Raw genomic sequence first — 23,644 nt, 5'->3', positions numbered from 1 at the left:
GTGTTAGCCCTTCTCAGATCATTGCGGTTGCAGGTGGTCAGCGTTGGTCGGGAGGCGTGGGGTCTGCCATCAAGCCGATTTTTTTTGCGCCTGCCTGTTGCACCGCGACCATTGCATTCATTAAGTAACGGTATTCCACCGTGCTGTCCGCCCGTACATAGACAGGACGTTCAGCCTTGTCGTCCAGTTGGGAGCTGACATAGCGGGTAACGCCGTCCGCTGGGACTTCGGAGCCGTCATCCAGGAAAAAATGCCCGTTGGCATCAACTGAAATGGTCAAGGGTTCCTGTTGGTTGTCGGCGTCTAGCGCTTCCGCCTGCGCATCCGGTGCGTCAACCTTGACGCCGGTCTGCATCATTGGCGCGGTCACCATGAAAATCACCAGCAACACCAGCATGACGTCGATGTAGGGAACCACATTCATCTGCGCCATGGCGCGGCGTTTGCGGCGGCAAGGGGTGCTCACGCGCTTTTCCTTTGCGCCGAGGCGTGGCGTTCCAGCAATGCGGTGAACTCTTCCCGGAAGTTGTCGTAATTGACGATCAGACGGTCAATTTTGTCGCTGAAGCGGTTGTAGCCAATGACCGCCGGGATGGCGGCGAACAAGCCGATGGCGGTGGCGATCAGCGCTTCCGCAATGCCGGGGGCGACCACCCCGAGGGTGGCCTGCTGCATTTGCCCTAGTGAAATGAATGAGTTCATGATTCCCCATACCGTCCCAAACAGGCCGACATACGGGCTGGTGGAGCCTACTGTGGCCAGAAAAGCCAAGTTTTGCTCGAGGTCGTCCACTTCCTTGGCGGCTGCCACCCGCATGGCGCGTTGCACCGAGTCGGTCACCGACAAGCGTGATGTCGGGTCGACGTTGAGCACGCGCTTGTATTCGTGGAAGCCGTCGAAAAAAATGCGCTCCAGTCCGCGCCGGTTCATTTTCTGGGACAACTCCTCATATAAGGAGTTCAGGGAAACGCCGCTCCAGAAACGTTCCTCGAACTTTTCCACGCTGCGTTGGGTGGAGCTGATGGCGCTGGATTTGACCATAATCAGCGTCCACGATAGCAAGGAGGCCATCACCAGCAAAGCCATGACGATCTTGACGACCAGGCTTGCATCCATGATCAGCTTGAAAATGGAAAGGTCAGTTGTCACGGAAGGAGTTCCCTTATTAGTGCCGGAATAGTTGTTGAACGGAATGTGCCCAAGTCGACACAGACTACTTTGACGCTGGCGGTTGTCAATAGTTCGGGCGAATTATCTGAGCTTATCCGCCAAATTTTTTGGCTGAAAATGATCTGGGTGCGCCCAGTTTTTTCGATGGCGGCGCTGACCAGCAAGGCGTCATTGAAGCGGGCAGGCTTACGGTAGGTGATTTCCAAGCCCGCAACGACAAATACAATATTCATCTCTTTGGCCAATTGGTCTTGCTCGAAACCCAGCTGGCGCAGCCATTCAGTCCGGGCGCGCTCCATAAAACGCAGATAATTGGCGTGGTAGACTACGCCGCCCGCATCCGTGTCCTCATAGTAGACACGGACTGTCAGGGTGAACTCATTCGAACAGCTCAAGGTTTTTGCCTTCCTTGTCATCGTCGCCAGTGATGGATTCAATAGTGCTTGGCATGTTCAGCCCGAAATGCTGCCAAGCCCTGCGGGTGGCGACCCGTCCGCGGGGGGTGCGCATCAGATAGCCTTGCTGGATCAGGAACGGTTCCAGCACATCTTCGATGGTGCCACGCTCTTCGCCGATTGCGGCCGCTAGGCTATCGACGCCGACTGGGCCACCGTCAAACTTGTCCATGATCGCCAGCAGCAGCCGCCTGTCCATGTGGTCGAACCCCTGGTGGTCGACATTCAGCATATTGAGGGCCTTGTCCGCAATTTCGGAACTGATGACGCCGTCACTTTTGACTTGGGCGTAATCACGCACCCGGCGCAGCAGGCGGTTGGCGATTCTGGGGGTGCCGCGTGAACGGCGGGCGATTTCATGTGCGCCATCAGGGTCGATCTTGGCACCGATAATGCCGGACGCACGCATGACAATGTAGGCAAGATCTTGTTCGTTGTAGAACTCCAACCGTTGGATGATGCCGAAACGGTCGCGTAGTGGCGAGGTAAGCAAACCGGCACGGGTCGTGGCACCGACGAGTGTGAAGGGTGGAAGGTCAAGTTTGATGGAACGGGCCGCAGGCCCTTCACCAATCATGATGTCCAGTTGGAAATCTTCCATCGCCGGGTACAGGATTTCTTCCACCATTGGGCTGAGTCGATGGATCTCATCAATAAAAAGTACGTCGTGTGGCTCCAAGTTGGTTAGCAAGGCGGCAAGATCACCAGCTTTTTCCAACACCGGCCCCGAGGTCTGGCGCAGATTGGCTCCCATTTCGTGGGCTATAATGTGGGAAAGGGTTGTTTTCCCTAGCCCAGGTGGCCCAAAAATGAGGACATGGTCTAATGCGTCGCCGCGATGACGGGCTGCATGGATGAAGATTTCCATCTGTTCCCGCACAACAGGCTGGCCTATATAGTCTTGTAACCTTCGTGGGCGAATATTTTCATCAATCCGATCTTCTTCACGTAGGGACTGTGGAGAAATGACGCGGGAATCTTGTTTATCCATGATCAAGGGTGCTTGTGTATCCATTTATCGACAACATTTTAGCGGCATTGAACTTGTATGTGCCACCGTTGGAAGCGGGTTGGCGCATAAACTAAATTATTGGAATGTATTTACTTATGACCCATTGACCATCTGTTTCATTGTGAGGCCACATCGATAAATTTTAAGAATAGCTAGGGTAAGCCATATGTTCCTGATCAATTAATAGTCATAATGCCTAAATAAGCGGATAAGAAGATTATTCTCTCCCTTATGATCAAAATAATGAATCGAAAAAGGAAAAAATAAACGGAAATTGTGGAAAAACGAACTATAGTTTGTCACAAGGCATTAAGGTTTCTTATATTTATATGATTTTCTTATGTTTTCATAGAATATTGCCATCAAAAATCCAAACAGTTAACACGGTAATGAGTGCTGATAAACAGGGATTAATATTATTTTCTAATGATGGTGCCGAACCCGGTAATAAAGAGCATTGCTATATTTCTATAAAACATTATACTATGCTTATGCATCGATTAATTGATGCAATTTATGAAGGGGCAGAAGTGTCATAAGTTTTTTCTATCATGGAGTCGCACCTTGGCGCACATTTGAGAACTGATCATGAATGGTGAGGTTGTGATGGCTTCTATTTGTGGCTATCTATGTTGTCATCTTATTGATTATAGTCTTAAATATGAAAACTTGCCGACAAATACTCTTAACTGTAATGAACTTGTAAGGGGGGTTGGTGAGTGTGAATGGGCTGCCATGGCGCAAATCTTCGGGTGTATGGTTTATGAGAAATAGGAAGATTTTCCGTCCGATATTGATTCGCCAGGAGGTAGCCTTGGAGGGCGGTAGCGTTTTATCAGCTGTTTTGTACAGTGGATGTGAAAATGGCGTATATGCTGTTGTGAACAGGAGGTTCTAGTGAGTATCGCAGGCATTTTTTTATTGGTTTCCTTGATATCATCGCTGTCGATTTTGCTGTTAACTCCATTTGCAGAGAAGTTCGGCCTCGTTGATATTCCAAACGATCATCGTAAATTCCATCATGGACGCATTCCTCTGATTGGGGGGGTGTCGATTTATATCGGGGTGGTGATGGGGATTTCACTATTCATTACGCCAAATAGTAGTTCCCTCACTTATCTTGTTTGCAGCAGTTTATTGGTGGTATTGGGTGTTGCAGATGATGCTCGAGATTTGTCGCCGCGTTTACGGCTCCTGATTCAAAGTGTGGTTGCTGCTCTCATGTGCGCTGGCAGTGGTATGTATATCCACTCGTTGGGCAATATTTTTGGGCTTGGAAATGTTGATCTTGGCATTGCTGGGTATTTTGTTACGGTTCTAGCTGTTATTGGTGCAATCAATGCATTTAATATGATAGATGGAATTGATGGGCTGTTAGGGGTTTCTTCGCTTGTCACGTTTGCAAGTATGGGGATCTTATTTTTTCTCCATAATGATATGGACAATATGAATCTTGCCTTAATTCTTTCTGTGGCGCTCATACCGTATCTGATGGCTAATTTTGGTGTTCGTTTCAAGAAGATTTTCATGGGTGATACCGGCTCAATGCTGATTGGTTTCACTGTGGTCTGGTTATTGATTCAAGGAACCCAGTCAACTGCCGATAGGGAGGCTAGCTTTTCAGCATCAACAGCTTTGTGGCTTATTGCTTTCCCTTTAATGGACATGGTGAGGGTTATTGTGGACAGGCTCCGCCGTGGTCAGTCACCATTCAGCGCTGATAGGTCGCATCTCCACCATATCCTGCAGGATTCCTGCGATGACAACAAACGTGCAGCCCTTCTGAAAATTTGCACTTTATCGGCGTTTTTTGCGGTTGCAGGCATCGCGATGCAGGTAAGTGGCGTGCGAGAGGTTATTATCTTCAGTGTCTTCCTGGCCGGTTTCGCGTTGTATACCTTCAGAATAAGACGTTTGAATAAACAGTTGTCTCAATAAAGTCATCCAAATATAAGGAAACAAACCAAATGACCCAACTACAACAGAACAATGGTTTTTTGCCCGTCTCCAGACCTTCTATCACCAAAAAAGAGATTGAGTATGTGACTGCGGCTATTGCCTCGGGGTGGGTTTCGTCGCTGGGTGAATATATCACTGCATTTGAAGAAAAATTTGCTGAATTTTGCGGTAGCAAATATGCGCTTACCTGCAGCAATGGCACAACCGCACTTCATCTCGCGTTGGTTGCATTAGGTGTCAGGGCAGGGGATGAGGTGATCATTCCTGATTTGACTTTTGTCGCAACAGCCAATGCGGTCAAGTACATCGGAGCGGTGCCAGTGTTGGTGGATATTGATGCCGAAACGTTGTGTATTGCGCCTGCCGCTATCGAAGCAGCTATCACTGATAAGACCAAGGCTATCATTCCAGTCCATCTTTATGGCCACCCGGCTAATATGCCTGCTATCATGGAGATTGCCCATCGGCACAATTTATTAGTCGTTGAGGATGCTGCGGAAGCTCATGGTGCTGAAGTAAATGGGAAAAAAGTGGGTTCTTGGGGTGACTGTGCTTGCTTCAGTTTTTATGGAAACAAAGTCATTACTTCCGGTGAAGGTGGAATGATCACCACTGATGATGAATCATTATACTTGCATGCGAAATATTTGCGTGACCATGCCATGAGTCCAACCAAGCGTTACTGGCATACCGAGGTTGGATTTAATTACAGAATGACTAATTTGCAAGCGGCTTTGGGCTTGGCCCAGCTTGAGCGTATTGATGAGATTCTTCAGAAAAAACAGGATATTTTTGCTTGGTATGAAGCGTTCTTGGCGGATGTTCCTGGTATTCATCTCAATAGGACAGCAACTTGGGCTAAGAATGTATATTGGATGATTATCGCGGAAATTGATGGGGCTGATGAGTCCAGCCGAGATAGATTTATGCAAAACTTGCGTGAGTTTAACGTAGATAGTCGCCCTTTCTTTTACCCGTTATCTGCGATGAACGATTATCCAGATGTTGATACGCCAGTCACGTATCGGATTTACAAAATGGGCATAAATCTCCCATCTTACTTCGATATGGAAAAGCGGGATGTTGAACGTGTGTGCTCGGCTGTCAGGAAATGTATGGAAATGTTCTGATAAGAAGCTAGAATGTTGACATCAGGCCTCGAGATGGAGGCCTGAACAGCCAAACCCCTAGAGTTGCTTAAATAATGAAAAATATTTACAGGAACATTGCATTCAGTGGCCTCGGTTATATCTTGCCGCTAGTGGCGTCTTTGGCCACCATCCCTCTGATGATCAGGTTCATGGGAGAGGATGTGTATGGCCTTTACATCATTTGTATTTCTCTCATCGGTTTCATGAATTTCATCGATCTCGGCGTAGGGCAAGCCATCGTTAAGTATGTATCTCAATATGAGGCGAAGGGAGAGCGTGCGAAAATCAAGCCAGTGCTGGATATTGCCCTGATGATGTATGTCGTGTTGGGCTTATTTATCGCTATATTGTTGATCGTCTTTTCTTCTTCCTTGGGTGGATTGATCTATAATGATACAGTGAAGGCCGCCTTAGCTGCCAAAGCGTTGTCAATTACAGCCTTGGCATTTCTTCTCAGCTACATCAATCAGTTCTTTATGAACATTTTTCGGGCTTATCATCGATTTGATGTTCCGGCTGTTATCCAGAATTCTGCCAATATTGCAGGGGTGGTGTTGGCAACGGCATTGTTGTTCATGGGATATTCCTTACCGGTTATCCTGTGGGGATATGTTTTCATACAGGTGGTGGCATTGGTTAGTGGCTATGTGTTAGGTAAAAAGGTTCTGCCCAAAGGTGTGAGTCTGGGTTTGTCATTTGACCAGCATATCTTCGCTGAAATGATTGGGTTCAGCATTTATACCTTTGTCAGCAACTTTTTGGGTGGAATGGTGTCAAGGCTGGATAAGTTTATCATCGGCGCAATTTTGGGAACAGAGGCCGTCACTTATTACCAGATTCCTCATACTATCGCTCAAATGGCAAATGGAATCATCCAGGTTCTTAGCCAGATTACTTTCCCACGCTTTAGTGAATTATCCTCCTTAAATGATAGCGTAGGAAAACTGATGCTCTATAAGCGGTCAATGCTGATGGTGTTTCTTGCGAGTATGGTTATTAACGTAGCGTTGATTTCCTCTGGAGGGGCTTTTCTTGGAATATGGATTTCAGAAGAGTTCGCTACTAAAAGTACACTGACGTTGCAAATTATAGCACTCTACTTCTTTTTTCAATCCAACACTGTCGTGGCGTATTGGGCATTACAGGGTATGGGCAATGCTAAGGTGACAGCGATTAGCTCTGCTCTGGGGACTGTTGCCTATATTATAGGTATTTATTTTCTGACTGACCGTTATGGCTATAATGGTGCAGCAATGTCATTGTTTCTTTTGTTGACGCCAATGCCATTCTTTTATATGTGGGTGCAACGTAATATCGGTCATAAGTTTAGTGAGTATTTACTTTTGACTGGTTTATTTGTCGTTTGTGGGGCATTTATTGTGCTTGTGCTTGGCCAGGTGCATCTCCACATAATAAGTAAAATACTGATTATCCTGACTGATGGTCTGATTTTGACTGGAATTGCCTCGGTATCGCTGCTTTTCTTTTTTAGAGAGAAAGTACGGCTTCGGTTTGGACAAATAATTAATAACTAAAGAGTTGTTTGTGAAATATGAAAAAAAAGGTGGGCATTTTAACGTTTTATCCCATGCATGGCGGAGGGATTTTTCAGTATATCCAGTCAATGGTTGATGCGCTTGCAAATGATGAGTCGAACACCTACATTATTTTTGCAGACAAAGATGATAATAGATTCGATGGTTATGGTTTGGAGGTCAGAAAGCTTACGCCCTCGAATCGTTCGGTAGTTAATCAGATCATCATTTTCTCCCAATTATTATTGAAAATGCATAGTCCCTTCTTTATTAGTCAAGAAGAAAGGGATGCATTTGCTGATATTGATTTGTTTGTCTCACCAGCGACTTCGGTATACCCTCATTTATTTGTAAAAAAGCCGTTTATTTTTACGCTGCATGATATGCAGGAGAGATATTACCCTCATGCTTTTTCCTGGATCGAGCGCTTTAAACGTAAGCTAAGAAATCAAGCATTAGCTCAGTCGGCCAATGCAGTTATTTGCGAATCAAATTACGTCAAAAATGACATCATGAATTTTTTAGGCGTAAAAAGTGAGAAAGTTGCGATTATACAATCACCACCACCTGATTTCTTGCTGCGTTATGAGACTAAAGTTGATAACTTTGAGATGGTTAAAAATAAGTATAGCTTGCCAGATCACTATGTATTTTATCCTGCCCAGTGTTGGTTTCACAAGAATCATGTCAAGTTAATGGAGGCTTTCAATATTATTGTCAGGGAGACTGATGAGGATGTTAGTCTAATTTTGTCCGGCTCCCAACAAGATAATTATCCCCAACTTGTTGCAAAGATAAAGGAGTTGGGGCTTGAGCACAAGGTGAAGCATTTAGGTTATGTTGATTACGAGGACATACCGTATTTGTATCAAATGGCAAAAATGTTAGTTATGCCCACGTTGTTTGAAAGTGTAAGCATACCAATTTATGAAGCATTTGCTTTGGGTGTGCCTGTATGTTGCTCAAACGTTGTAGCTTTACCAGAGCAGGTTGGCGATGCGGCATTAATCTTTGATCCGAACGATGCAGATGATATGGCTAAAAAAATATTGGAAATCTTGCGTAATGATCGTTTAGCGGCAGAGCTTGCTGTAAGAGGTAAACAGCGAGTTGAGAATTTTGACCACAAGGGTTACGCAAAGAAAATTATTAGTATAATTGATATGTGATTCGGCTAAAATTTTATGCTTTATCAGGTTAACGGTTTTCATAGCCCTAATTCCGGACTGGCGCTCAAGTCAAGGTGCCAATCTTTTGCTATGGCATTTGAGTGCTATTTATATGTTACTTTGCTTTAATGGATAGGAATTCATATGCATCCTAAAGCTACAGTATTGAAGCTACCGCTTCCGTCTACAGCACTGGTTGCGTCTATGCTTGATAAATTCATGCTGGTGGTAATACTTGCTGTAGTGTCTGGCCTTTTTTTCCTTAGTGACGATCATCGTTTTGGTTTGGTTTTTCTGCGGGAGGGCGTAATTGCCGTTTCACTGTTGGCGGTTGCCTATGTGCTTATGCTGAGGAGGGGCGAGCTAGATACTGCTGACTGGTATTTATTGGCGATGGTAGGTGCGTTGTTCCTGATGCCGCCTATCTTTGCTTATTTACATTATCACCAGCCATTATCTTTCGGTTTTTTGGAAGAACGGCGCACTCTCCTTTTCCTGGCTTATTTCTTAGTAATGGCATCTATTGGATCAAGGAAAGGCTATGGGGAAATCGACCTTGAAAATGTATTGATGTACCTTTTTTATCTTGCTTTATTTTGGTCTGTAGCTAATGCCTATGGATGGATTCCTCGCAACTCAGGTTTTTCATTTTCAATTCATGCAGAACAGTTTGAAAAAGGCTTCGTTGCAACAGATACACGTTTTGAAACTAGGTTTATGGAGGGCGGTTTCTTAGTAATGTTGTATCCATACTATTTAGCTGTTCGTGGCAAATGGTTGAAAATGGGGCTGCCGATTTTATTATTAGCTTTATATATGTTATATATTAACCAAACGCGCAGTTTATCTTTGGTTATTGGCTTGACTTTTTTTTGGATAATTGTCCTTCGTCGTAGAGTTGAACAGGTTAATATTAGTGCATTGATAGTTGTTCCTGTATTATTTTTGTTGGGCTATTTTGCTTATTATCTTTACGCATATGCCTTTCATGATCCGGTGTTTTTTTATGATTTTCAGAGAAATCGTGAGTTTCAGGTTATGTTGGGTGAAACTTTGAGTGATTTCTTTTTGCCTCATGGAGCAGTATCCTTACAGTTTGCAGGCGGTTTTTTATCAATTTATGGCATTAACATGTATGTATCAGATGTCGGATTGGTAGGGCTTTTATTTAAGTATGGTATTTTACTTTTACCGTTATGTTTTCTCTTAATTATGATTGCATACTTTTTGTACTTGAAGTATAAAAATGATTTTTCGATTATTTTCATGGCATTACTGATAGCCAACTTCATGTTGATTCCATTTGGCGATATTTTAGGACGTGGCGCTGAAGGAATTGCAGTTCTAATAATATTAACCAGATTACAAGGAGTGAGCTATGAACATAAGTATATTGCTTGTGTACGGCGAGGGTGGTCATCATGACCAAGCTATGCGCTTGATGAGACAGATGCAGGCGATTGATCCAAAAATTGAATTTATTCATGTGACTGACACAGTGACAATGAAAGCTGATTCAATTGAAAAAATTTATACAGTTACGCCCATTCGCCATAAAAATGCTTCCTTCAATCCCTTCAGCTTTGCTAGCGCCTATTTGAAAGCAGTAGCCTTGACAGTAACATTAGTTCATCAATATAAGCCTAAGGCTGTCATCGGGTTTGGCCCTGGTATTTGTATTCCTGTATTTATGGTCTGCAAGTTGCTTAATGTCAAAAAACGAATTTTCTTTGAGGATTGGTGTCGATTCACCAGCAAAAGTCTATCGGGAAAAGCATGTTCCCCATTTAGTACGAAATTTTTTGTACAGAATGAATCATTGAAGGAGTTGTATCGCGATGCCGAATTTGCAGGGCGCCTCTAAAAGAAAGCGGATTTTGGTTATAACGGGAACTACCGGTTTTGATTCGCTTGTCCGAAACATTGATGAAAACCGGGAGTTGGAGGGTGGATTTGATATTACTCTGCAAACGGGAGATGGCGCATATAAACCTAGGTATAAGTCATTTTTTGATTTTGATAAAGGATTGAAAAACAGATTATCCGAGTATGATTTTTTCATTACCCATGCTGGAGCTGGGACTATTTTCATGTTGTTGGAGCAAAAGATGCGTGTGCTTGTTGTTCCCAATACGGAACGTGCAGATAAGCATCAGATAGAGTTAGCCCAGTATGTAAAGTCTAATAATTTGTGTGCTGTTTGCCAGAACGTTAGTGATGTTGCTATGGCGATTACTGAAATAGACAGAACGACCCAGAATTTACAGCCCTATGAAAAAGTGGAGTTCAATGCGGTACGTGACCTTTTGAGGTATATCTATGAATAATAAAAAGTTTTTCTTTGTGACAATTTGTTATAATAATCTATCAGGTTTGAAACGTACAGTTAACTCCTTGCTTGCTCAATCTTATCAATATTGGGAGTGCGTTATTATCGATGGCGATTCCAATGATGGTAGCAAGGCTTATCTTGAGCAGTTGTCTAGTGAGCACGAAAATATCAAATCGTTTTCAGAGTCGGATCGTGGCATTTATGATGCGATGAATAAAGGCATTGAAAGAATGACAGAGTGTGATTATTTTTGCTTTCTGAATTCCGGTGACTCTCTATTTGAGGCGGAGACACTTGTTGAATTGAATAAGAAAATCAGTGTGTTCGGAGAGAAGCCACCAGCTATTGTATATGGGCATGCTTGCGAGGAGTTTGCTCAAGGTAAAGAAATCGTCAAACCGGCGAACAGTGAAATCAATTTGGAAAAGGGGATGTTCTGTCATCATCAGTCGATGCTTTTTCATTACCGTTATGCGCAGTTGCGCTATGACCTTGAGTATAAGCTTTCAGCTGATTACGACTATATTATTCGGGCGGTAAAAATGCTTGGTGATCAATCCAGTATAAAAATGTTGGATATGGTTATCTCACGTTTTGACATGACGGGCGTTTCAAACAGTAGACGTATTTCTGGCATTATGGAGGATTTCAGGCTCAGGGTTGAAAATGACCTCTGTTCATATCTGTCTTCAGGGCTGTATGCTGCTCGCTCCATTTGTCTGATGGGTTTGAAACAATTTTCTTACCCGTTATATTTGTTTATGCGTAGCAAAACAACTTTTAACAATCAAGTTATCTGATAGGGAATAATTATGAGCAAAACAGCCTTAATTACCGGAATCACTGGCCAAGATGGTGCTTATCTGGCCGAGTTTCTTTTGAAAAAGGGTTATACCGTACATGGGATCAAACGCCGGTCATCATTGTTGAATACTGATCGCATAGACCATTTGTACCAAGATCCTCACGCTTCTGACCGAAGGTTCTTCCTCCATTATGGAGACATGACCGATAGTATGAACCTGACTCGTATTATCAGTCAGGCTCAACCGGATGAAATTTATAATTTGGCGGCGATGAGTCATGTTCATGTGTCTTTTGATACTCCAGAATATACGGCAAATGCCGATGGTATTGGCACCCTACGTATTCTAGAGGCGGTTCGGTTTCTAAATCTTGCAGAAAAAACTCGTATTTATCAGGCATCCACATCAGAGTTGTTTGGTAAGGTTCAGGAAATTCCACAAAAAGAAACAACCCCGTTTTATCCTCGCTCTCCTTATGCTGTAGCGAAGCTGTATGCTTACTGGATTACGGTCAATTACCGGGAAGCCTACAATATGTTTGCTTGCAACGGTATCCTGTTTAATCATGAATCGCCATTACGGGGTGAAACCTTTGTAACCCGTAAAATTACCCGTGCAGCTTCCCGAATTGCGTTAGGTTTACAAGATAATCTTTATCTTGGGAATTTGTCTGCCAAACGTGACTGGGGACATGCAGAGGATTATGTCAGGATGATGTGGATGATCCTACAAGCTCCTGACCCTGAAGATTGGGCGATTGCGACTGGGGTGACAACCGAAGTGCGCGAGTTTGTACGCATGGCTTTTGCGCGTGCTGGCATCACCATTGACTTCCAGGGCGAAGGTGTTGATGAAAAAGGAATCATAGCTGGTTTTGACCGTGATGTTTACGAAGCGGCCACCGGCGCACAACCAGAACAGCACGGCTTGGAGGCTGGTCGTGAAGTAGTGGCGGTAGATCCGCGTTATTTCCGCCCGACTGAGGTTGAATTGCTGATTGGTGATCCAACCAAAGCCAAGGAAAAACTTGGTTGGGTGCCAAAACATGACCTGAGTTCTTTGGTGCAGGACATGATGGCTTCTGACCTTAAGTTGATGCTGAAGGAAAAGCATTTAAAAGACCATGGCCATCGTATCATGTCCTATCACGAGTAATTGAGCATGAAAAAAACCCGTATTTATGTCGCCGGTCATCGTGGGATGGTTGGTTCCGCGCTTGTCCGTGCACTATCCCAGCGTCCAGATGTTGAGTTGGTGCTGCGCTCGCGGCAGGAATTGAACCTGACTTGTCAACAAGAGGTTGATGCGTTCTTTGAAACGGAGAAAGTCGATCAGGTTTATCTGGCGGCGGCAAAGGTCGGGGGGATTCATGCCAATAATAGCTATCCAGCAGATTTCATTTATGAAAATCTGATGATCGAAAGCAATATCATCCATTCAGCGTATAAAGCAGGCGTTAAACGCCTGCTTTTCCTTGGTTCATCCTGTATTTATCCAAAGTTTGCAAAGCAACCTATTGCAGAATCTGAATTGTTACAGGGGGCTTTGGAATGCACTAACGAACCCTATGCAATTGCGAAGATTGCGGGTATCAAATTGTGCGAGTCTTATAATCGTCAATATGGCGTTCACTATCGTAGTGTCATGCCGACTAATCTTTATGGTTTTAATGACAATTTTCATCCGGAAAACTCGCATGTGATTCCAGCGTTGATGCGGCGCTTCCACGAAGCTAAGCTGGCCGCAGCTCCTATGGTTGTGGTGTGGGGGTCAGGAACGCCACGGCGTGAATTCCTGCATGTCGACGATATGGCGGCCGCTAGTATCCATGTGATGGAAATGGACGATGTTGGATACCAAGAACTGGTTCCTGCAATGCTTTCACATATTAATGTAGGTACAGGGTCAGATTGTACCATTGCCCAATTGGCAGAGTTGATGGCGGAGGTGGTCGGATTTGAGGGTGAGATCGTGTTTGACGCCAGCAAGCCAGATGGGACTCCCCGTAAACTGCTTGATGTATCCCGTCTCAAAAGTTTGGGATGGGAGCCGCAAATCACATTGCCTGATGGTCTTCGGGCAACCTATGAATGGTTTGTGGAGCATCAAGGCGATTTCCGCCAATCTTAAAAACTAAAGAAGGTGTAGAGATGACAACCCCAATAACCCCTGTGATTTTGTCGGGTGGCTCCGGCTCCCGCTTGTGGCCTGTTTCACGCAAACTGCGTCCTAAGCAATTCCTGCCTCTCATTCAGGAAGACCGCACCCTGTTTCAATCCACGCTAGACCGTCTTGATGGAATTCCTGGCAAACAATTGCCAGTTGTTGTTTGTAATGAAGAACATCGGTTTATGGTGGCCGAGCAGTTGCAGGGCATTCGTCAGGAACACCAGGGGATTTTGCTGGAGCCGGTAGGGCGTAATACGGCACCTGCTGTGGCCGTGGCTGCCTTGTGCCTGTTGGAAAGGGCTGGACAGCAGGGTGATGGGGTAGTGAAGCAGGATCCTGTCATGCTGGTGCTGCCTGCTGACCACGTCATTCCTGATGTGGGTGCTTTTCAGAAAGCCATATTGGATGCCAGTGCTTTAGCGGAGAATGGCTATCTGGTGACGTTTGGAATTACACCAACCGCACCGGAAACCGGCTATGGCTACATTGAGCGGGGTTCAGCGGTTGTGGGATTTGAGAATGCTTGGCAGGTTGCCGCTTTTGCAGAAAAACCGGATGTCGAAACCGCCACTGCCTACCTGCATGGAGGCAGGCATTTGTGGAATTCAGGCATTTTTATGTTCAAAGCGAGCGTCTTTTTGCATGAACTGGAGGCATTTCGACCGGATATTCTCGAGTCTTGCCAGAAAACATTTAAACTGGCGCAGCGGGATCTGGATTTTATCCGTTTGGACACAGCCTCATTTGCGACATGTCCTTCTGATTCCATTGATTATGCAGTGATGGAACATACCCATCATGCGGCAACGGTGCCACTGAGTGCAGGTTGGAATGATGTTGGTGCCTGGTCGGCGGTGTGGGATGTTTGTCCGCGTGATGCTGCTAATAATGTATTGCGCGGCAACGTTATGGTACACGATGCTGGTAATAATTTGGTGTTTACGGAAGACCGTTTGGTTACACTGGTTGGCGTGGATGATTTGGTGGTGATAGAAACCAAAGATGCGACATTGGTCACCCATAAAAATAAGGCACAGGATGTCAAACGAATTGTTTCCGCGCTGGAAGCAGAAGGCCGTAGCGAAGCCATCGTCCATCGTTTGGTAAACCGTCCGTGGGGTTGTTATGACTCTGTAGATATGGGCGAGCGCTTCCAGGTGAAGCGGATCACAGTCAAGCCGGGTGCGAAATTGTCCCTACAAAAGCATCATCACCGAGCGGAACATTGGATTGTGGTGAAGGGGACGGCAGAAGTTACGTGTGATGATAGGACGTTTTTGCTTACCGAAAACCAGTCGACATACATACCGCTTGGCAGTACACATCGCCTTGCGAATCCTGGCAAGGTTCCACTTGAATTGGTTGAAGTCCAGTCAGGCAGTTATTTAGGTGAGGATGATATTGTTCGGCTGGAGGATCAATATGGCCGTAACGAGCCATCCTGAACGATAGGGTAACTTTCAGGCATCATCTGGGTTTCATAATGTACTACTATTGAGTCTATTACAGAAATTTCTAATAGATGGAAAAAATCGGTCGATAGCAGTAATGCTCAAGGAGCAGAAATGGAAAATTATTATACAAGCCAATCGAAAAGTCTCGATGTAAGGGCAACAGGCGGCGGTCAGGTTATTGAGTACATTCCTATTGAGGATGTGTCTCCCCGCCCCCAAACTGAAGAGTTTGGGTTTGGGGAGTTATGGCGTAGGCTGATGCAGCGAAAATGGTTACTGTTGGGTACTGCTATTAGCGTTTTTACTCTGGCCGTTATTATTACACTTCTGTCTCCAAATGTGTACCGTGCCACCACAACTTTGCAGGTAACACCAGATGATGCGCGGGTATTGAACTTGGGTGATGGGGCGGATGCCGCCCGTGCCCCTATGAGTGAGCGTGAGTTTTACCAAACCCAAACGGAACTCTTGAACAGCGAGAGGTTAACCAAAAGCACTATCGACAAGTTGGGCGTTGCTTCCCGTTTTGAAGGTGGTGACTCATTGAAGGAAAAACTTTATGGCTGGTTGACAGGGGTTAAACAAAGCATTAGTGGCGATAGCCAGGTTGAGCATAAGCTCAGTTCAGTTGAAGAAAACTTCAAACATTTCTTATCCGTTTATCCAGTTGAAAACTCACAGATTTTCAAAATTAGTTTTGATAATACAGATCCTAAGTTGACAGCCGATGTGGTGAATACCCTGGCTGACGGCTACAAACAAATGAGTTTTGATTTGCGCAATGAACGGGTTGCCCATACTAAAGAGACATTATCCAAAAAACTGGAAGAGGCTAAAAAAGAACTGGAAACCTCTGAAAGTAAATTAGTGAAGTATGCTAAATCTCAGGGAATTATTACGTTGGATGGTGACCGTTCTTCAGCATCGGGTGTATTGGATTCTTTGAATGCAGCTTTGACTGATGCTAAAGGGGCGAGGATTGCGGCTGAGGCAGCTTATAATCGTTCCAAAAATGTGGCGGGTGCCGACAGGACATTAGAAAACCCGGCGATACAAATTCTCAAGGAGGAATTGGCGAAGGCACAGGCGGAATATAATGATAAGTCCCGTCTGTTTAAGCCAGGTTTCCCGGAAATGCAGCAGTTGCAAGGCCGAATTAATGAACTGAGCAGTAATATTGCCAGGGAATCCGCCAGTATTGACACAACTGCCCGCAGCAAGTTGAAAGCGGAATATGAGGCTGCCAAACAACGCGAAGGGGAGCTTACGGCTGAGGTCAAACGGCAGGAAGGGGTGTTGATGGGTCAACGTGATAAGTCGGTTGACTACAATACCCTACAGCGTAAGGTTGAGGCAGACCGCCGTAACTATGAAGGCTTGCTGACGCGATTAAATGAAGTCCGGTTAGCGGAAGATAGCGGGGCGAGCAATGTGGCGATTGTTGATAAAGCCAGTGTGCCTAGCAAGCCATATGCCCCCAATATTCCAATGAACCTGGGCATGGGGGCCGCTATCGGTTTGTTGCTGGGGCTATTGGCCGCTATTTTGGCTGACATTATGGATGACCGTTTGAGAAGCGTTGAAGATATGAAGCGGGCTGTCGGTTCTTTGCCTGTGTTGGGTGTCATCCCTTATATCTCTGGCCGGAATAACAAGAATGTGTTGGCGCTGCGGGGGCAGGTGGGCAGTTCTTTCATGCTTGAGGCTTTCCGATCATTGCGTGAAAACATTCTTATGATGAAGGCTCCTTCACACCATGGTTTGGGGTTGGTGGTGAATGTCACCAGCCCATCCCCAGGAGAGGGCAAAACTACTACAGCAGTTAATCTTGCTACGGTTTTTGCTTATACAGGCAAGAAAGTCCTGCTGGTTGATTGCGACATGCGTCATCCTGAGGCCCATAACAAACTTGGGTTGGGGAATCGTATGGGTGTCAGTGATTTTCTTCTGGGTGAAAAGGAGATTGGCGACATCATTCAGGAAACAACCGTACAGAATCTTTCTGCCATTTCAGCAGGCTCTGCGGTTCCCAATCCTACCGAGCTGCTGGCGGGTGAGCGTTTCACGGCGTTGTTGAGCGAAGCGGAAGGTATGTTTGACCATATCATCGTTGATGGCCCACCTGTCATGGGGCTGGCGGATGCGTTGATCATTTCCAATCGCGCAGGCAACACCATTTTCGTCAGTGCTTACAGCCAGACGCGCAAGCGTAACCTAAAGGATGCCTTCGGGCGGTTGGGGCAGGCGCAATGCCATGTTATTGGCACTGTACTGACCAAGATGAAGTCGCCGGAAGTTTCCAATAAGTATTATGGTTACCCTAGCCGCTATCCGCGCAGTAGCCAGACAGCTATGGTGGCGACTCACTAGATCAGCGCGCCAACTGTTTCCATAATTCATCCAACCGCTTGGCCGATACCGGCCTTGCGGTTCCCAATTCCTGCGCAAACAGGGAAATCCTAAATTCTTCCAACATCCAGCGGTATTCTGCTAGCGCTGGATTGTTTCCCTCCGGTTTCTGCCGTTCTTTCCACTGATCCCAGTAGGGCTGTGCTTGCAGCCGTAACGCCCTATCTTTGGCCGGGTTCTCGGCCAGTTTTTGCAAACGCCTTTGAACGCCTTTGAGGTAACGCGGGAAATGCCGTAACTCCTCGGGGGAAGTTGTATCCAAAAAACCGGGATACACCAGATGAGCGAGTTGGTCATTGATGTCGTTCAGCGCCTCCAGCCAGGAGGGCGGCGTCCTGCTTTTCAACTGCTTACGTAACTCATGGTGCATGGCCAGTACAGGCGTCAGCAGGCGGGCTGCTTCCTGGGTTTGGGGGAAAATTTGCGGGCGGCATTGCGCCAATGCATGCTCGAAGCTGCCCTGTTGACGGATTGTCAGATGGGTTGAAAAGGTTTGGCGAAAGACGAAACGGGTGATGCTTTCCTTTAATTCTTCACATTTGCCAGTGGCGGCGTAGTGCAGGCATAGGGTCTGCATGTACGGTATATGCTTCGGCAAACTTTTTGTCTCAGCAGGCAAAGCCAGCAGGAATAGGCGCAGTACGCCTTGCCAATGCGCTGCGGCGGCGTCGGTTTCATTGTCGAACAGGCGGATGGCAACGTGCTGGTTCCCGTTGGGGGAGCTGGCGTCAACCAGGGCAGGCCAAGTCCGCAGTTTGGCTCCGCTTGCTTCCAGCCAGTGTATTTCCGGCAAATCCCCGAAGTCCCAGGCCGTAATGCCACTGCGCTCAATGGACTGGGCGGATCGGGTGGCGAGTTCCTGGCGCGTCTGCTGGCGCACTTTGCCACGTAGCGCATCCAGATCGCGTCCGCTGCGGATAACCTTGCCGGTTTCATCCGCCACTTCAAAACGCATCAGCAGGTATGGGGGCAAGTCCATCTCTGCCCAAGCTTCAGGAGGAATGCGGCTGCCAGTCATGCGTAGCAGCTGTTGTTCCACAGCAATGTGCAGGGGAACGGATTCACTTGGTTGGATGGCCTCCATGCAGGCGCGGGCATAATCGGGTGCTGGAACGAACTGTTTGCGTACTTGTTTGGGTAGGCTGCGGATCAGGGTTGTAATTTTTTCTTCCAGCATTCCAGGCACCAGGTATTCGAAACGGATCGGGGCAAGCTGGTTCAGCCCCAATAGGGGAATGCGCGCTGTCACGCCGTCATCCGCCGCTGTGGGGTCAAAATGATAGCTAAGGGGCAAGCTCAAACCTTGTGTCTGCAAGTGATCTGGATACTGGTTGCCCGTTTCATGCGCGGCGGCGCGTTGCATCAGGTAATCGCGGGTCAGGTACAGCAGTTGGGGAGCCGTCTGTTCAGCTTTTTTACGCCAGCGTTCAAACGAATGGCCGTTGACAACATGGGCGGGAACCAGCCGGTCATAAAAGTCATATAAACATTGCTCATCCGTCAGGATGTCGCGGCGGCGGGCTTTGGCTTCCAACACCTCAATTTCAGCGATCAGGTTGGCATTGTGCTGGAAGAATGGGGCGGACGTGTGGTACTCACCGTACACCAGTGCGTGGCGGATGAACAATTCCCGGCAAACCGGTGGATCGATGCGCCCATAACTGACCTTGCGGCGTTGGGTGAGGGTGATGCCGTAAAGGGTCGTGCGTTCAAATGCGGCCACTTGTGCAGGCCGTTGCTCCCAATGTGCTTCGCTGTAATGGCGGCGAAGCAGGTGGGAGGCGAGTTTTTCCACCCATTCCGGCTGGATACGGGCGCTGGTGCGGCCAAACAAACGTGAGGTTTCCACCAATTCCGCCGCCATTATCCATTGCGGCAGCTTTTTTTTCAGGCCGGAGGAAGGAAAAATGTGGAATTTGCGGCCGCCAGCACCTTGATATTCGCGGTCTTCATCCTTCAAGCCGATATTGCCCAGCAAGCCCATCAGCAAGCTGAGGTGAATGGCGTCATAGCTGGCTTCTTCCGTGTTTGGCTTGCCGCCCATTTCCACCAGCATCTGGTGCAACTGGGTGTGAATGTCACGCCATTCGCGCAGGCGGATGAATGAGAGGAATTCCTTGCTGCATAAGTCGCGGAATTTGCGCTGTGACAGGTGTTTCCGCTGTTCATGGAAGTAATCCCATAATTTCAGGAAGCCCAGGAAATCCGATTGCTCATCCTTGAAACGGCTGTGCTTTTCGTCAGCAGCCTGTTGCTTGTCCAACGGGCGTTCACGCGGGTCTTGCAATGTCAGGGCGCTGACAATGATCAGCACCTCCCGTAGCGCGGCGTTTTCCTGCGCGGCCAGCAGCATGCGCCCGAAGCGCGGATCCAGGGGCAACTGCGCCAGTTGATGGCCGATGTGGGTGACATTAAAGTTCCGGTCCACCGCACCGAGTTCAAACAGCAGCTTGTAGCCGTCGCGGATCAGGCGGGTGTCGGGCGGTTCAACAAACGGGAAATCCTCAACATCCGCATTCCACATGGTCGCCAGTTGTAGGATGACCGCCGCCAAATTGGTGCGCAGGATTTCCGGCTCGGTGAAGGGCGTGCGGTTATTGAAATCCTCTTCGCTGTACAAGCGGATGGTGATGCCGTTGCTGACCCGGCCACAGCGCCCGGAGCGTTGATTGGCGGAAGCTTGTGACACTTTCTCGATCGGTAGGCGCTGTACGCCTGCGCGCCAGGAATAGCGGGAAATGCGCGCATAACCGCTATCCACCACGTATTTGACACCGGGAACCGTGAGCGAGGTTTCCGCCACATTCGTCGCCAGCACAATGCGGCGGCGGCCATGCGGCTCGAAAATGCGGTGTTGTTCTTCTGAGGATAGGCGTGCATACAATGGCAGGATTTCGGTGGCGGGCGGATGGTGCTTGCGTAATGCCTCTGCCGTTTCACGAATTTCACGTTCTCCGGGCAGGAAGATCAGAATGTCGCCGGGAGATTCACGTCCCAATTCATCCACGGCGTCGAGGATGGCCTCGGTTTGGTCGCGTTCGAATTCTTCCTCGCCATCCACGTCCACTAGCGGGCGGTAGCGGATTTCCACCGGGTAGGTGCGGCCGGAAACATTGATGATGGGCGCGCCGTTGAAATGGTGGGAAAAGCGTTCCGGGTCAATGGTGGCGGAGGTGATGATGACTTTCAGGTCACGCCGTTTCGGCAGCAGCCATTTCAGGTAGCCAAGCAGGAAATCGATATTGAGGCTGCGTTCATGCGCTTCGTCGATGATCAGGGTGTCGTATTGCCTGAGGAAACGGTCTTGCTGGATTTCAGCCAGCAGAATGCCGTCCGTCATCAGCTTGATGTAGCTGTCCGGCGAGCAACGGTCGTGAAAGCGCACCTTGTAGCCTACCTGCTGGCCCAGCGAGGTTTTGAGTTCTTCTGCAATGCGGGCGGCGACGCTGCGGGCGGCGATGCGGCGCGGTTGGGTATGGCCAATAAAGCCATTGATGCCCCGCTCCAGTTCCAGGCACATCTTGGGTAACTGGGTGGTTTTGCCGGAGCCTGTTTCGCCGCAGATAATGACGACCTGATGTTTGGCGATGGCCGCGATGATTTCTTGGCGGCGCGCCGCGACCGGCAGTTCTTCAGGATACTCCGGTTTGGGCAGGTTTTGCAGGCGCAGCAGGCGGCGTTGGTCAGCTTTACTCACAGCGAAACGACTATATCAGGCAAAGCGGGCATTGTAGCGCGCCGCTTTGCCTGATTCACCTGCCGTTGCGGACATTCTGTTATGGCAGGTTTTTCACAGCTGTCATCAGGTCAAAAATGTCCTGTGAAATGCGGGTTCCAGAGTTGCTGTTGGGGGACAGCGCGGAGTCTTCCCCATTGGTGTGAATGCCGATTGACCAAGCGATGCTGTTATCCACGCCTCTGACCCAAATTGGCGAACCGCTCATGCCGCCTGTTGTGTCGTTGTCGTAATAAAGCCTAGTGGCGGTAGAGCGCAGTATGGTGCCATAACTTGCCCATTGTTGGTGGGCGTCCTCTTTATCGCCAGGATAGCCGTTGATTGTGACCAGTTTGCCATCCCCAGCGTCGGCTACAAAATAGCTGAAGTAGCCGGTTGAATTGCCTACAGAGCAATTCAGCTTGATGAGCCCAATATCGGCGTTGCTGTCGCCTGACAAAACCCAACCGGCGGATGAGTACAACTCCCTGGCGTCACAAAAACCATAAGGCGCATATCTACTGGAGTATCCTGGGTAAACCCTGAAGGCGGCGGTGCTTCCCCATTTGCCGCTGGAGCCGCCGCTATGGACGCAATGGCCTGCGGTGACCAGGGTATCTTTGCTGATTAGCCAGCCGGTGCAATGAGTGCTGCCATTATAGGTGATGAGGGAAACGGCGCGCTCCGGGTAGGAGGTGGGCATTACCTGAAAGCGGGTGTCGGCCCCCAAAATGGATTCATAAATGATCCGCGCTGCCGGGGCGTTGGCGTCTATGGCGGTCAGCTCTTCCGGCGTCAGGGGCGTCATGTCGGCACCTTCAAGTTCAGGCCTGCCGTTAGCGCCAGTGGAGCCGACTGATATGGAGCTGTTTTGGTTCAGGCTATTGGCGTTGAAGCTCTTGCCGTTGCTGGAAATCAACCCATACTGCCAACTTGAAGCGCTTGGCGAAGTGTTGTTGGTTGTAGTTTCTGAGCCAGCTGTTGGGGTTGTGGTGGTGGTGGATGCGGCCACGACTGTCGGGCTGGAGGTGACGGTAGTGGTGGATGCCGCAGCTACTGTTGGGCTGGAGGATGTTGCCGTGGGGGCTACTGATGCGGTGGTTATTGTAGGGGCCGCCAGCGCCGCCGCCGCTGTACTGGTGGGTAGGACGGCATTCGCCGCATCCTGCTGGTTACAGCCTGTCACCAGCGTTGTTATTATTGAAAAAATTGCCAATACAGCTGTTTGTCGCGCATTTGCGTGCGAACTCATGTGCATAATAAAAAATCCCCGCGATCATCGTTGGATAAACTACGCTGATTTATAGGATTCTTTTGGCAATAAATTAAATTAATTTTTTTACAAGTCGATACAATAAATTAATTCATTCAGCATTAATAATTGAAGAATATGGGTTAATCTGCATATTAATCAATAGTATTATCAATTTGGTAAAGTTTGTTGCATTTCTATCAATGTATCTAATAGTTTTTTAAATGCTTTGTATGAAAATATTGACCGTTTGTCCGTGATGCCGCTATCTGGCAAGTTGGTATTATGCCGGGATAAATTCTGTAGTTCTTCAATGCTGCGTCCAATCTGCCCTAGCTTAAAATAGCTCACACAGCGTGCCAGTTCCCCCCATAACCCAAATTGCTGGATACGTTCCGCCAAAGCCAGCGCTTCCTGATAATTGCCTTGATCAAATGCATGCAGGAACGGCAGGATATGGTACCAGTCTGGATGGGCGAATGGGATCGCCATCAATGTATTGATGGCTTGCATGCCCGCTTGCTGATCGCCCAGCAGATATAGGCCAAGCCCGTAAAGATATTCTATGGATGTGTCAAATGGATTGATTTTTCTGGCAATTTCGAGTTCTGATCGGCACAGCTCGGCGTCACCACGCCAGAAGCAATTATGGGCGAAAACAGAATGAGGCTCGGCCCCGCCGGGATCCAGCTTCATGGCCATGCGGGATGCATGCAGCCAGACAGTTTCCCTATCAGCGACCAGATTGTATTGCAGCACATAATCATAGCCGCACAGGCGGGCAAGAATAGTCAGAGCCATGGCGTCAGCCGGGAAGCGCTCGAGGCGTTGCTGGCATGTTTTGAGCGCTTTGCCAAAGTTCTCACAGCTGACATTCCGTAAGAATTCCAGGTAAGACACCAGCACATGGTGGTGGGCGGGGAGAGGCGACAGCTTCAGGCTTTGCATATATCCTGCCCAATGCGTCAATGCTGCGCCGGAATGGAGCGTAATCGTGTTGGCGGTTATTTGCAGGTAGGCTGTATCCAGGTCAGTTTGCTCAAATGGCGCCGGTAG

Annotated in this window: 20 protein-coding genes; 13 read left to right on the top strand and 7 right to left on the bottom strand. The window is 47.8% G+C overall.

Translation table 11 applies throughout. The annotated features are described in order from the left end of the window. Positions 1–37 precede the first annotated feature (37 nt). Genes tolR through ruvB form a run of 4 tightly spaced genes read right to left on the bottom strand, consistent with a single transcriptional unit; the run spans position 38 to position 2,616 of the window. Entirely contained in the window at positions 38–466 is a 429-nt protein-coding gene (gene tolR / locus VSS37_RS16795; RefSeq protein WP_324697065.1) for a protein TolR, read from the bottom strand. Then, positions 463–1,149 carry a protein TolQ gene (tolQ, locus tag VSS37_RS16790; RefSeq protein WP_324697064.1) on the bottom strand — a complete coding sequence of 229 codons (687 nt, stop codon included), beginning with the start codon at positions 1,147–1,149 and terminating at the stop codon, positions 463–465. Before tolQ ends, tolR begins: the two co-directional genes overlap by 4 nt. After that, entirely contained in the window at positions 1,146–1,565 is a 420-nt protein-coding gene (gene ybgC / locus VSS37_RS16785; RefSeq protein ID WP_324697063.1) for a tol-pal system-associated acyl-CoA thioesterase, read from the bottom strand. The genes tolQ and ybgC overlap by 4 nt, the downstream gene beginning before the upstream one ends. Beyond that, positions 1,549–2,616, bottom strand: a complete 1,068-nt coding sequence (ruvB, locus tag VSS37_RS16780) for a Holliday junction branch migration DNA helicase RuvB (RefSeq protein ID WP_324697062.1) — start codon at positions 2,614–2,616, stop codon at positions 1,549–1,551. Before ruvB ends, ybgC begins: the two co-directional genes overlap by 17 nt. A 918-nt stretch (positions 2,617–3,534) precedes the next feature. Between ruvB and wecA the strand changes: the two genes are divergently transcribed. The 12 genes from wecA (at position 3,535) to VSS37_RS16720 (ending at position 17,582) form a co-directional block, all read left to right on the top strand. Beyond that, the gene (gene wecA, locus VSS37_RS16775) at positions 3,535–4,575 is read left to right on the top strand and encodes a UDP-N-acetylglucosamine--undecaprenyl-phosphate N-acetylglucosaminephosphotransferase (protein WP_324697060.1); all 1,041 of its coding nucleotides are present in this window, start codon (positions 3,535–3,537) and stop codon (positions 4,573–4,575) included. A 29-nt stretch (positions 4,576–4,604) separates the two neighbouring features. Continuing rightward, on the top strand, positions 4,605–5,726 hold the full coding sequence (locus VSS37_RS16770; protein ID WP_324697058.1) for a DegT/DnrJ/EryC1/StrS family aminotransferase: 1,122 nt from the start codon (positions 4,605–4,607) through the stop codon (positions 5,724–5,726). A gap of 74 nt (positions 5,727–5,800) precedes the next feature. Next, positions 5,801–7,282 (top strand): oligosaccharide flippase family protein, encoded by a 1,482-nt coding sequence (locus VSS37_RS16765; protein WP_324697056.1) that lies wholly within the window; start codon positions 5,801–5,803, stop codon positions 7,280–7,282. Positions 7,283–7,299: 17 nt separating this feature from the next. Further along, entirely contained in the window at positions 7,300–8,451 is a 1,152-nt protein-coding gene (locus VSS37_RS16760) for a glycosyltransferase family 4 protein (RefSeq protein ID WP_324697054.1), read from the top strand. A 144-nt stretch (positions 8,452–8,595) separates the two neighbouring features. Further along, positions 8,596–9,876: a hypothetical protein gene (locus VSS37_RS16755; RefSeq protein WP_324697053.1), complete on the top strand. Its 1,281-nt coding sequence runs from the start codon at positions 8,596–8,598 to the stop codon at positions 9,874–9,876. After that, on the top strand, positions 9,830–10,315 hold the full coding sequence (gene pssD / locus VSS37_RS16750) for a PssD/Cps14F family polysaccharide biosynthesis glycosyltransferase (protein WP_324697051.1): 486 nt from the start codon (positions 9,830–9,832) through the stop codon (positions 10,313–10,315). The genes VSS37_RS16755 and pssD overlap by 47 nt, the downstream gene beginning before the upstream one ends. Then, the gene (gene pssE / locus VSS37_RS16745) at positions 10,290–10,778 is read left to right on the top strand and encodes a PssE/Cps14G family polysaccharide biosynthesis glycosyltransferase (protein ID WP_324697049.1); all 489 of its coding nucleotides are present in this window, start codon (positions 10,290–10,292) and stop codon (positions 10,776–10,778) included. The genes pssD and pssE overlap by 26 nt, the downstream gene beginning before the upstream one ends. Continuing rightward, complete coding sequence (locus VSS37_RS16740; RefSeq protein WP_324697048.1) at positions 10,771–11,583, top strand: glycosyltransferase; 813 nt, start codon at positions 10,771–10,773, stop codon at positions 11,581–11,583. Before pssE ends, VSS37_RS16740 begins: the two co-directional genes overlap by 8 nt. A 12-nt stretch (positions 11,584–11,595) precedes the next feature. Then, positions 11,596–12,744 carry a GDP-mannose 4,6-dehydratase gene (gene gmd, locus VSS37_RS16735; protein ID WP_324697046.1) on the top strand — a complete coding sequence of 383 codons (1,149 nt, stop codon included), beginning with the start codon at positions 11,596–11,598 and terminating at the stop codon, positions 12,742–12,744. Positions 12,745–12,750: 6 nt separating this feature from the next. Next, complete coding sequence (gene fcl, locus VSS37_RS16730) at positions 12,751–13,719, top strand: GDP-L-fucose synthase (protein WP_324697045.1); 969 nt, start codon at positions 12,751–12,753, stop codon at positions 13,717–13,719. Positions 13,720–13,739: 20 nt separating this feature from the next. After that, entirely contained in the window at positions 13,740–15,203 is a 1,464-nt protein-coding gene (locus tag VSS37_RS16725) for a mannose-1-phosphate guanylyltransferase/mannose-6-phosphate isomerase (RefSeq protein WP_324697044.1), read from the top strand. A 120-nt stretch (positions 15,204–15,323) separates the two neighbouring features. After that, entirely contained in the window at positions 15,324–17,582 is a 2,259-nt protein-coding gene (locus VSS37_RS16720) for a GumC family protein (protein WP_324697042.1), read from the top strand. Position 17,583: 1 nt separating this feature from the next. Here VSS37_RS16720 and hrpA read toward each other — a convergent pair whose 3' ends face one another. Further along, the gene (gene hrpA, locus VSS37_RS16715) at positions 17,584–21,318 is read right to left on the bottom strand and encodes an ATP-dependent RNA helicase HrpA (protein WP_324697041.1); all 3,735 of its coding nucleotides are present in this window, start codon (positions 21,316–21,318) and stop codon (positions 17,584–17,586) included. Positions 21,319–21,397: 79 nt separating this feature from the next. Then, on the bottom strand, positions 21,398–22,144 hold the full coding sequence (locus VSS37_RS16710) for a trypsin-like serine peptidase (RefSeq protein ID WP_324697040.1): 747 nt from the start codon (positions 22,142–22,144) through the stop codon (positions 21,398–21,400). 52 nt (positions 22,145–22,196) lie between these two features. Here VSS37_RS16710 and VSS37_RS16705 point away from each other — a divergent pair, with 52 nt between their 5' ends. Continuing rightward, positions 22,197–22,643 carry a hypothetical protein gene (locus VSS37_RS16705; RefSeq protein ID WP_324697039.1) on the top strand — a complete coding sequence of 149 codons (447 nt, stop codon included), beginning with the start codon at positions 22,197–22,199 and terminating at the stop codon, positions 22,641–22,643. A 116-nt stretch (positions 22,644–22,759) separates the two neighbouring features. On the opposite strand, the gene VSS37_RS16700 is transcribed toward VSS37_RS16705, so the two are convergent. Beyond that, positions 22,760–23,536 (bottom strand): hypothetical protein, encoded by a 777-nt coding sequence (locus VSS37_RS16700; protein ID WP_324697037.1) that lies wholly within the window; start codon positions 23,534–23,536, stop codon positions 22,760–22,762. Between the last annotated feature and the right edge of the window lie 108 nt (positions 23,537–23,644).

The organism is Candidatus Thiothrix phosphatis, assembly GCF_035668035.1.
Taxonomy (GTDB): Bacteria; Pseudomonadota; Gammaproteobacteria; order Thiotrichales; family Thiotrichaceae; genus Thiothrix; species Thiothrix phosphatis.
The sequence above is the reverse complement of the archived record's forward strand: the minus strand, read 5'-3'. Positions and strand labels throughout refer to the sequence as shown.

Bases quoted from the DNA above. Each gene is read 5' to 3' on its own strand.
- ruvB (WP_324697062.1), bottom strand. From the start codon at position 2,616: ATGGATAAACAAGATTCCCGCGTCATTTCTCCACAGTCCCTACGTGAA.
- VSS37_RS16770 (WP_324697058.1), top strand. From the start codon at position 4,605: ATGACCCAACTACAACAGAACAATGGTTTTTTGCCCGTCTCCAGACCT.
- VSS37_RS16765 (WP_324697056.1), top strand. From the start codon at position 5,801: ATGAAAAATATTTACAGGAACATTGCATTCAGTGGCCTCGGTTATATC.
- VSS37_RS16760 (WP_324697054.1), top strand. From the start codon at position 7,300: ATGAAAAAAAAGGTGGGCATTTTAACGTTTTATCCCATGCATGGCGGA.
- VSS37_RS16755 (WP_324697053.1), top strand. From the start codon at position 8,596: ATGCATCCTAAAGCTACAGTATTGAAGCTACCGCTTCCGTCTACAGCA.
- pssD (WP_324697051.1), top strand. From the start codon at position 9,830: ATGAACATAAGTATATTGCTTGTGTACGGCGAGGGTGGTCATCATGAC.
- pssE (WP_324697049.1), top strand. From the start codon at position 10,290: ATGCCGAATTTGCAGGGCGCCTCTAAAAGAAAGCGGATTTTGGTTATA.
- VSS37_RS16740 (WP_324697048.1), top strand. From the start codon at position 10,771: ATGAATAATAAAAAGTTTTTCTTTGTGACAATTTGTTATAATAATCTA.
- gmd (WP_324697046.1), top strand. From the start codon at position 11,596: ATGAGCAAAACAGCCTTAATTACCGGAATCACTGGCCAAGATGGTGCT.
- fcl (WP_324697045.1), top strand. From the start codon at position 12,751: ATGAAAAAAACCCGTATTTATGTCGCCGGTCATCGTGGGATGGTTGGT.
- VSS37_RS16725 (WP_324697044.1), top strand. From the start codon at position 13,740: ATGACAACCCCAATAACCCCTGTGATTTTGTCGGGTGGCTCCGGCTCC.
- VSS37_RS16720 (WP_324697042.1), top strand. From the start codon at position 15,324: ATGGAAAATTATTATACAAGCCAATCGAAAAGTCTCGATGTAAGGGCA.
- VSS37_RS16710 (WP_324697040.1), bottom strand. From the start codon at position 22,144: ATGACGCCCCTGACGCCGGAAGAGCTGACCGCCATAGACGCCAACGCC.
- VSS37_RS16705 (WP_324697039.1), top strand. From the start codon at position 22,197: ATGGAGCTGTTTTGGTTCAGGCTATTGGCGTTGAAGCTCTTGCCGTTG.
- VSS37_RS16700 (WP_324697037.1), bottom strand. From the start codon at position 23,536: ATGCAAAGCCTGAAGCTGTCGCCTCTCCCCGCCCACCACCATGTGCTG.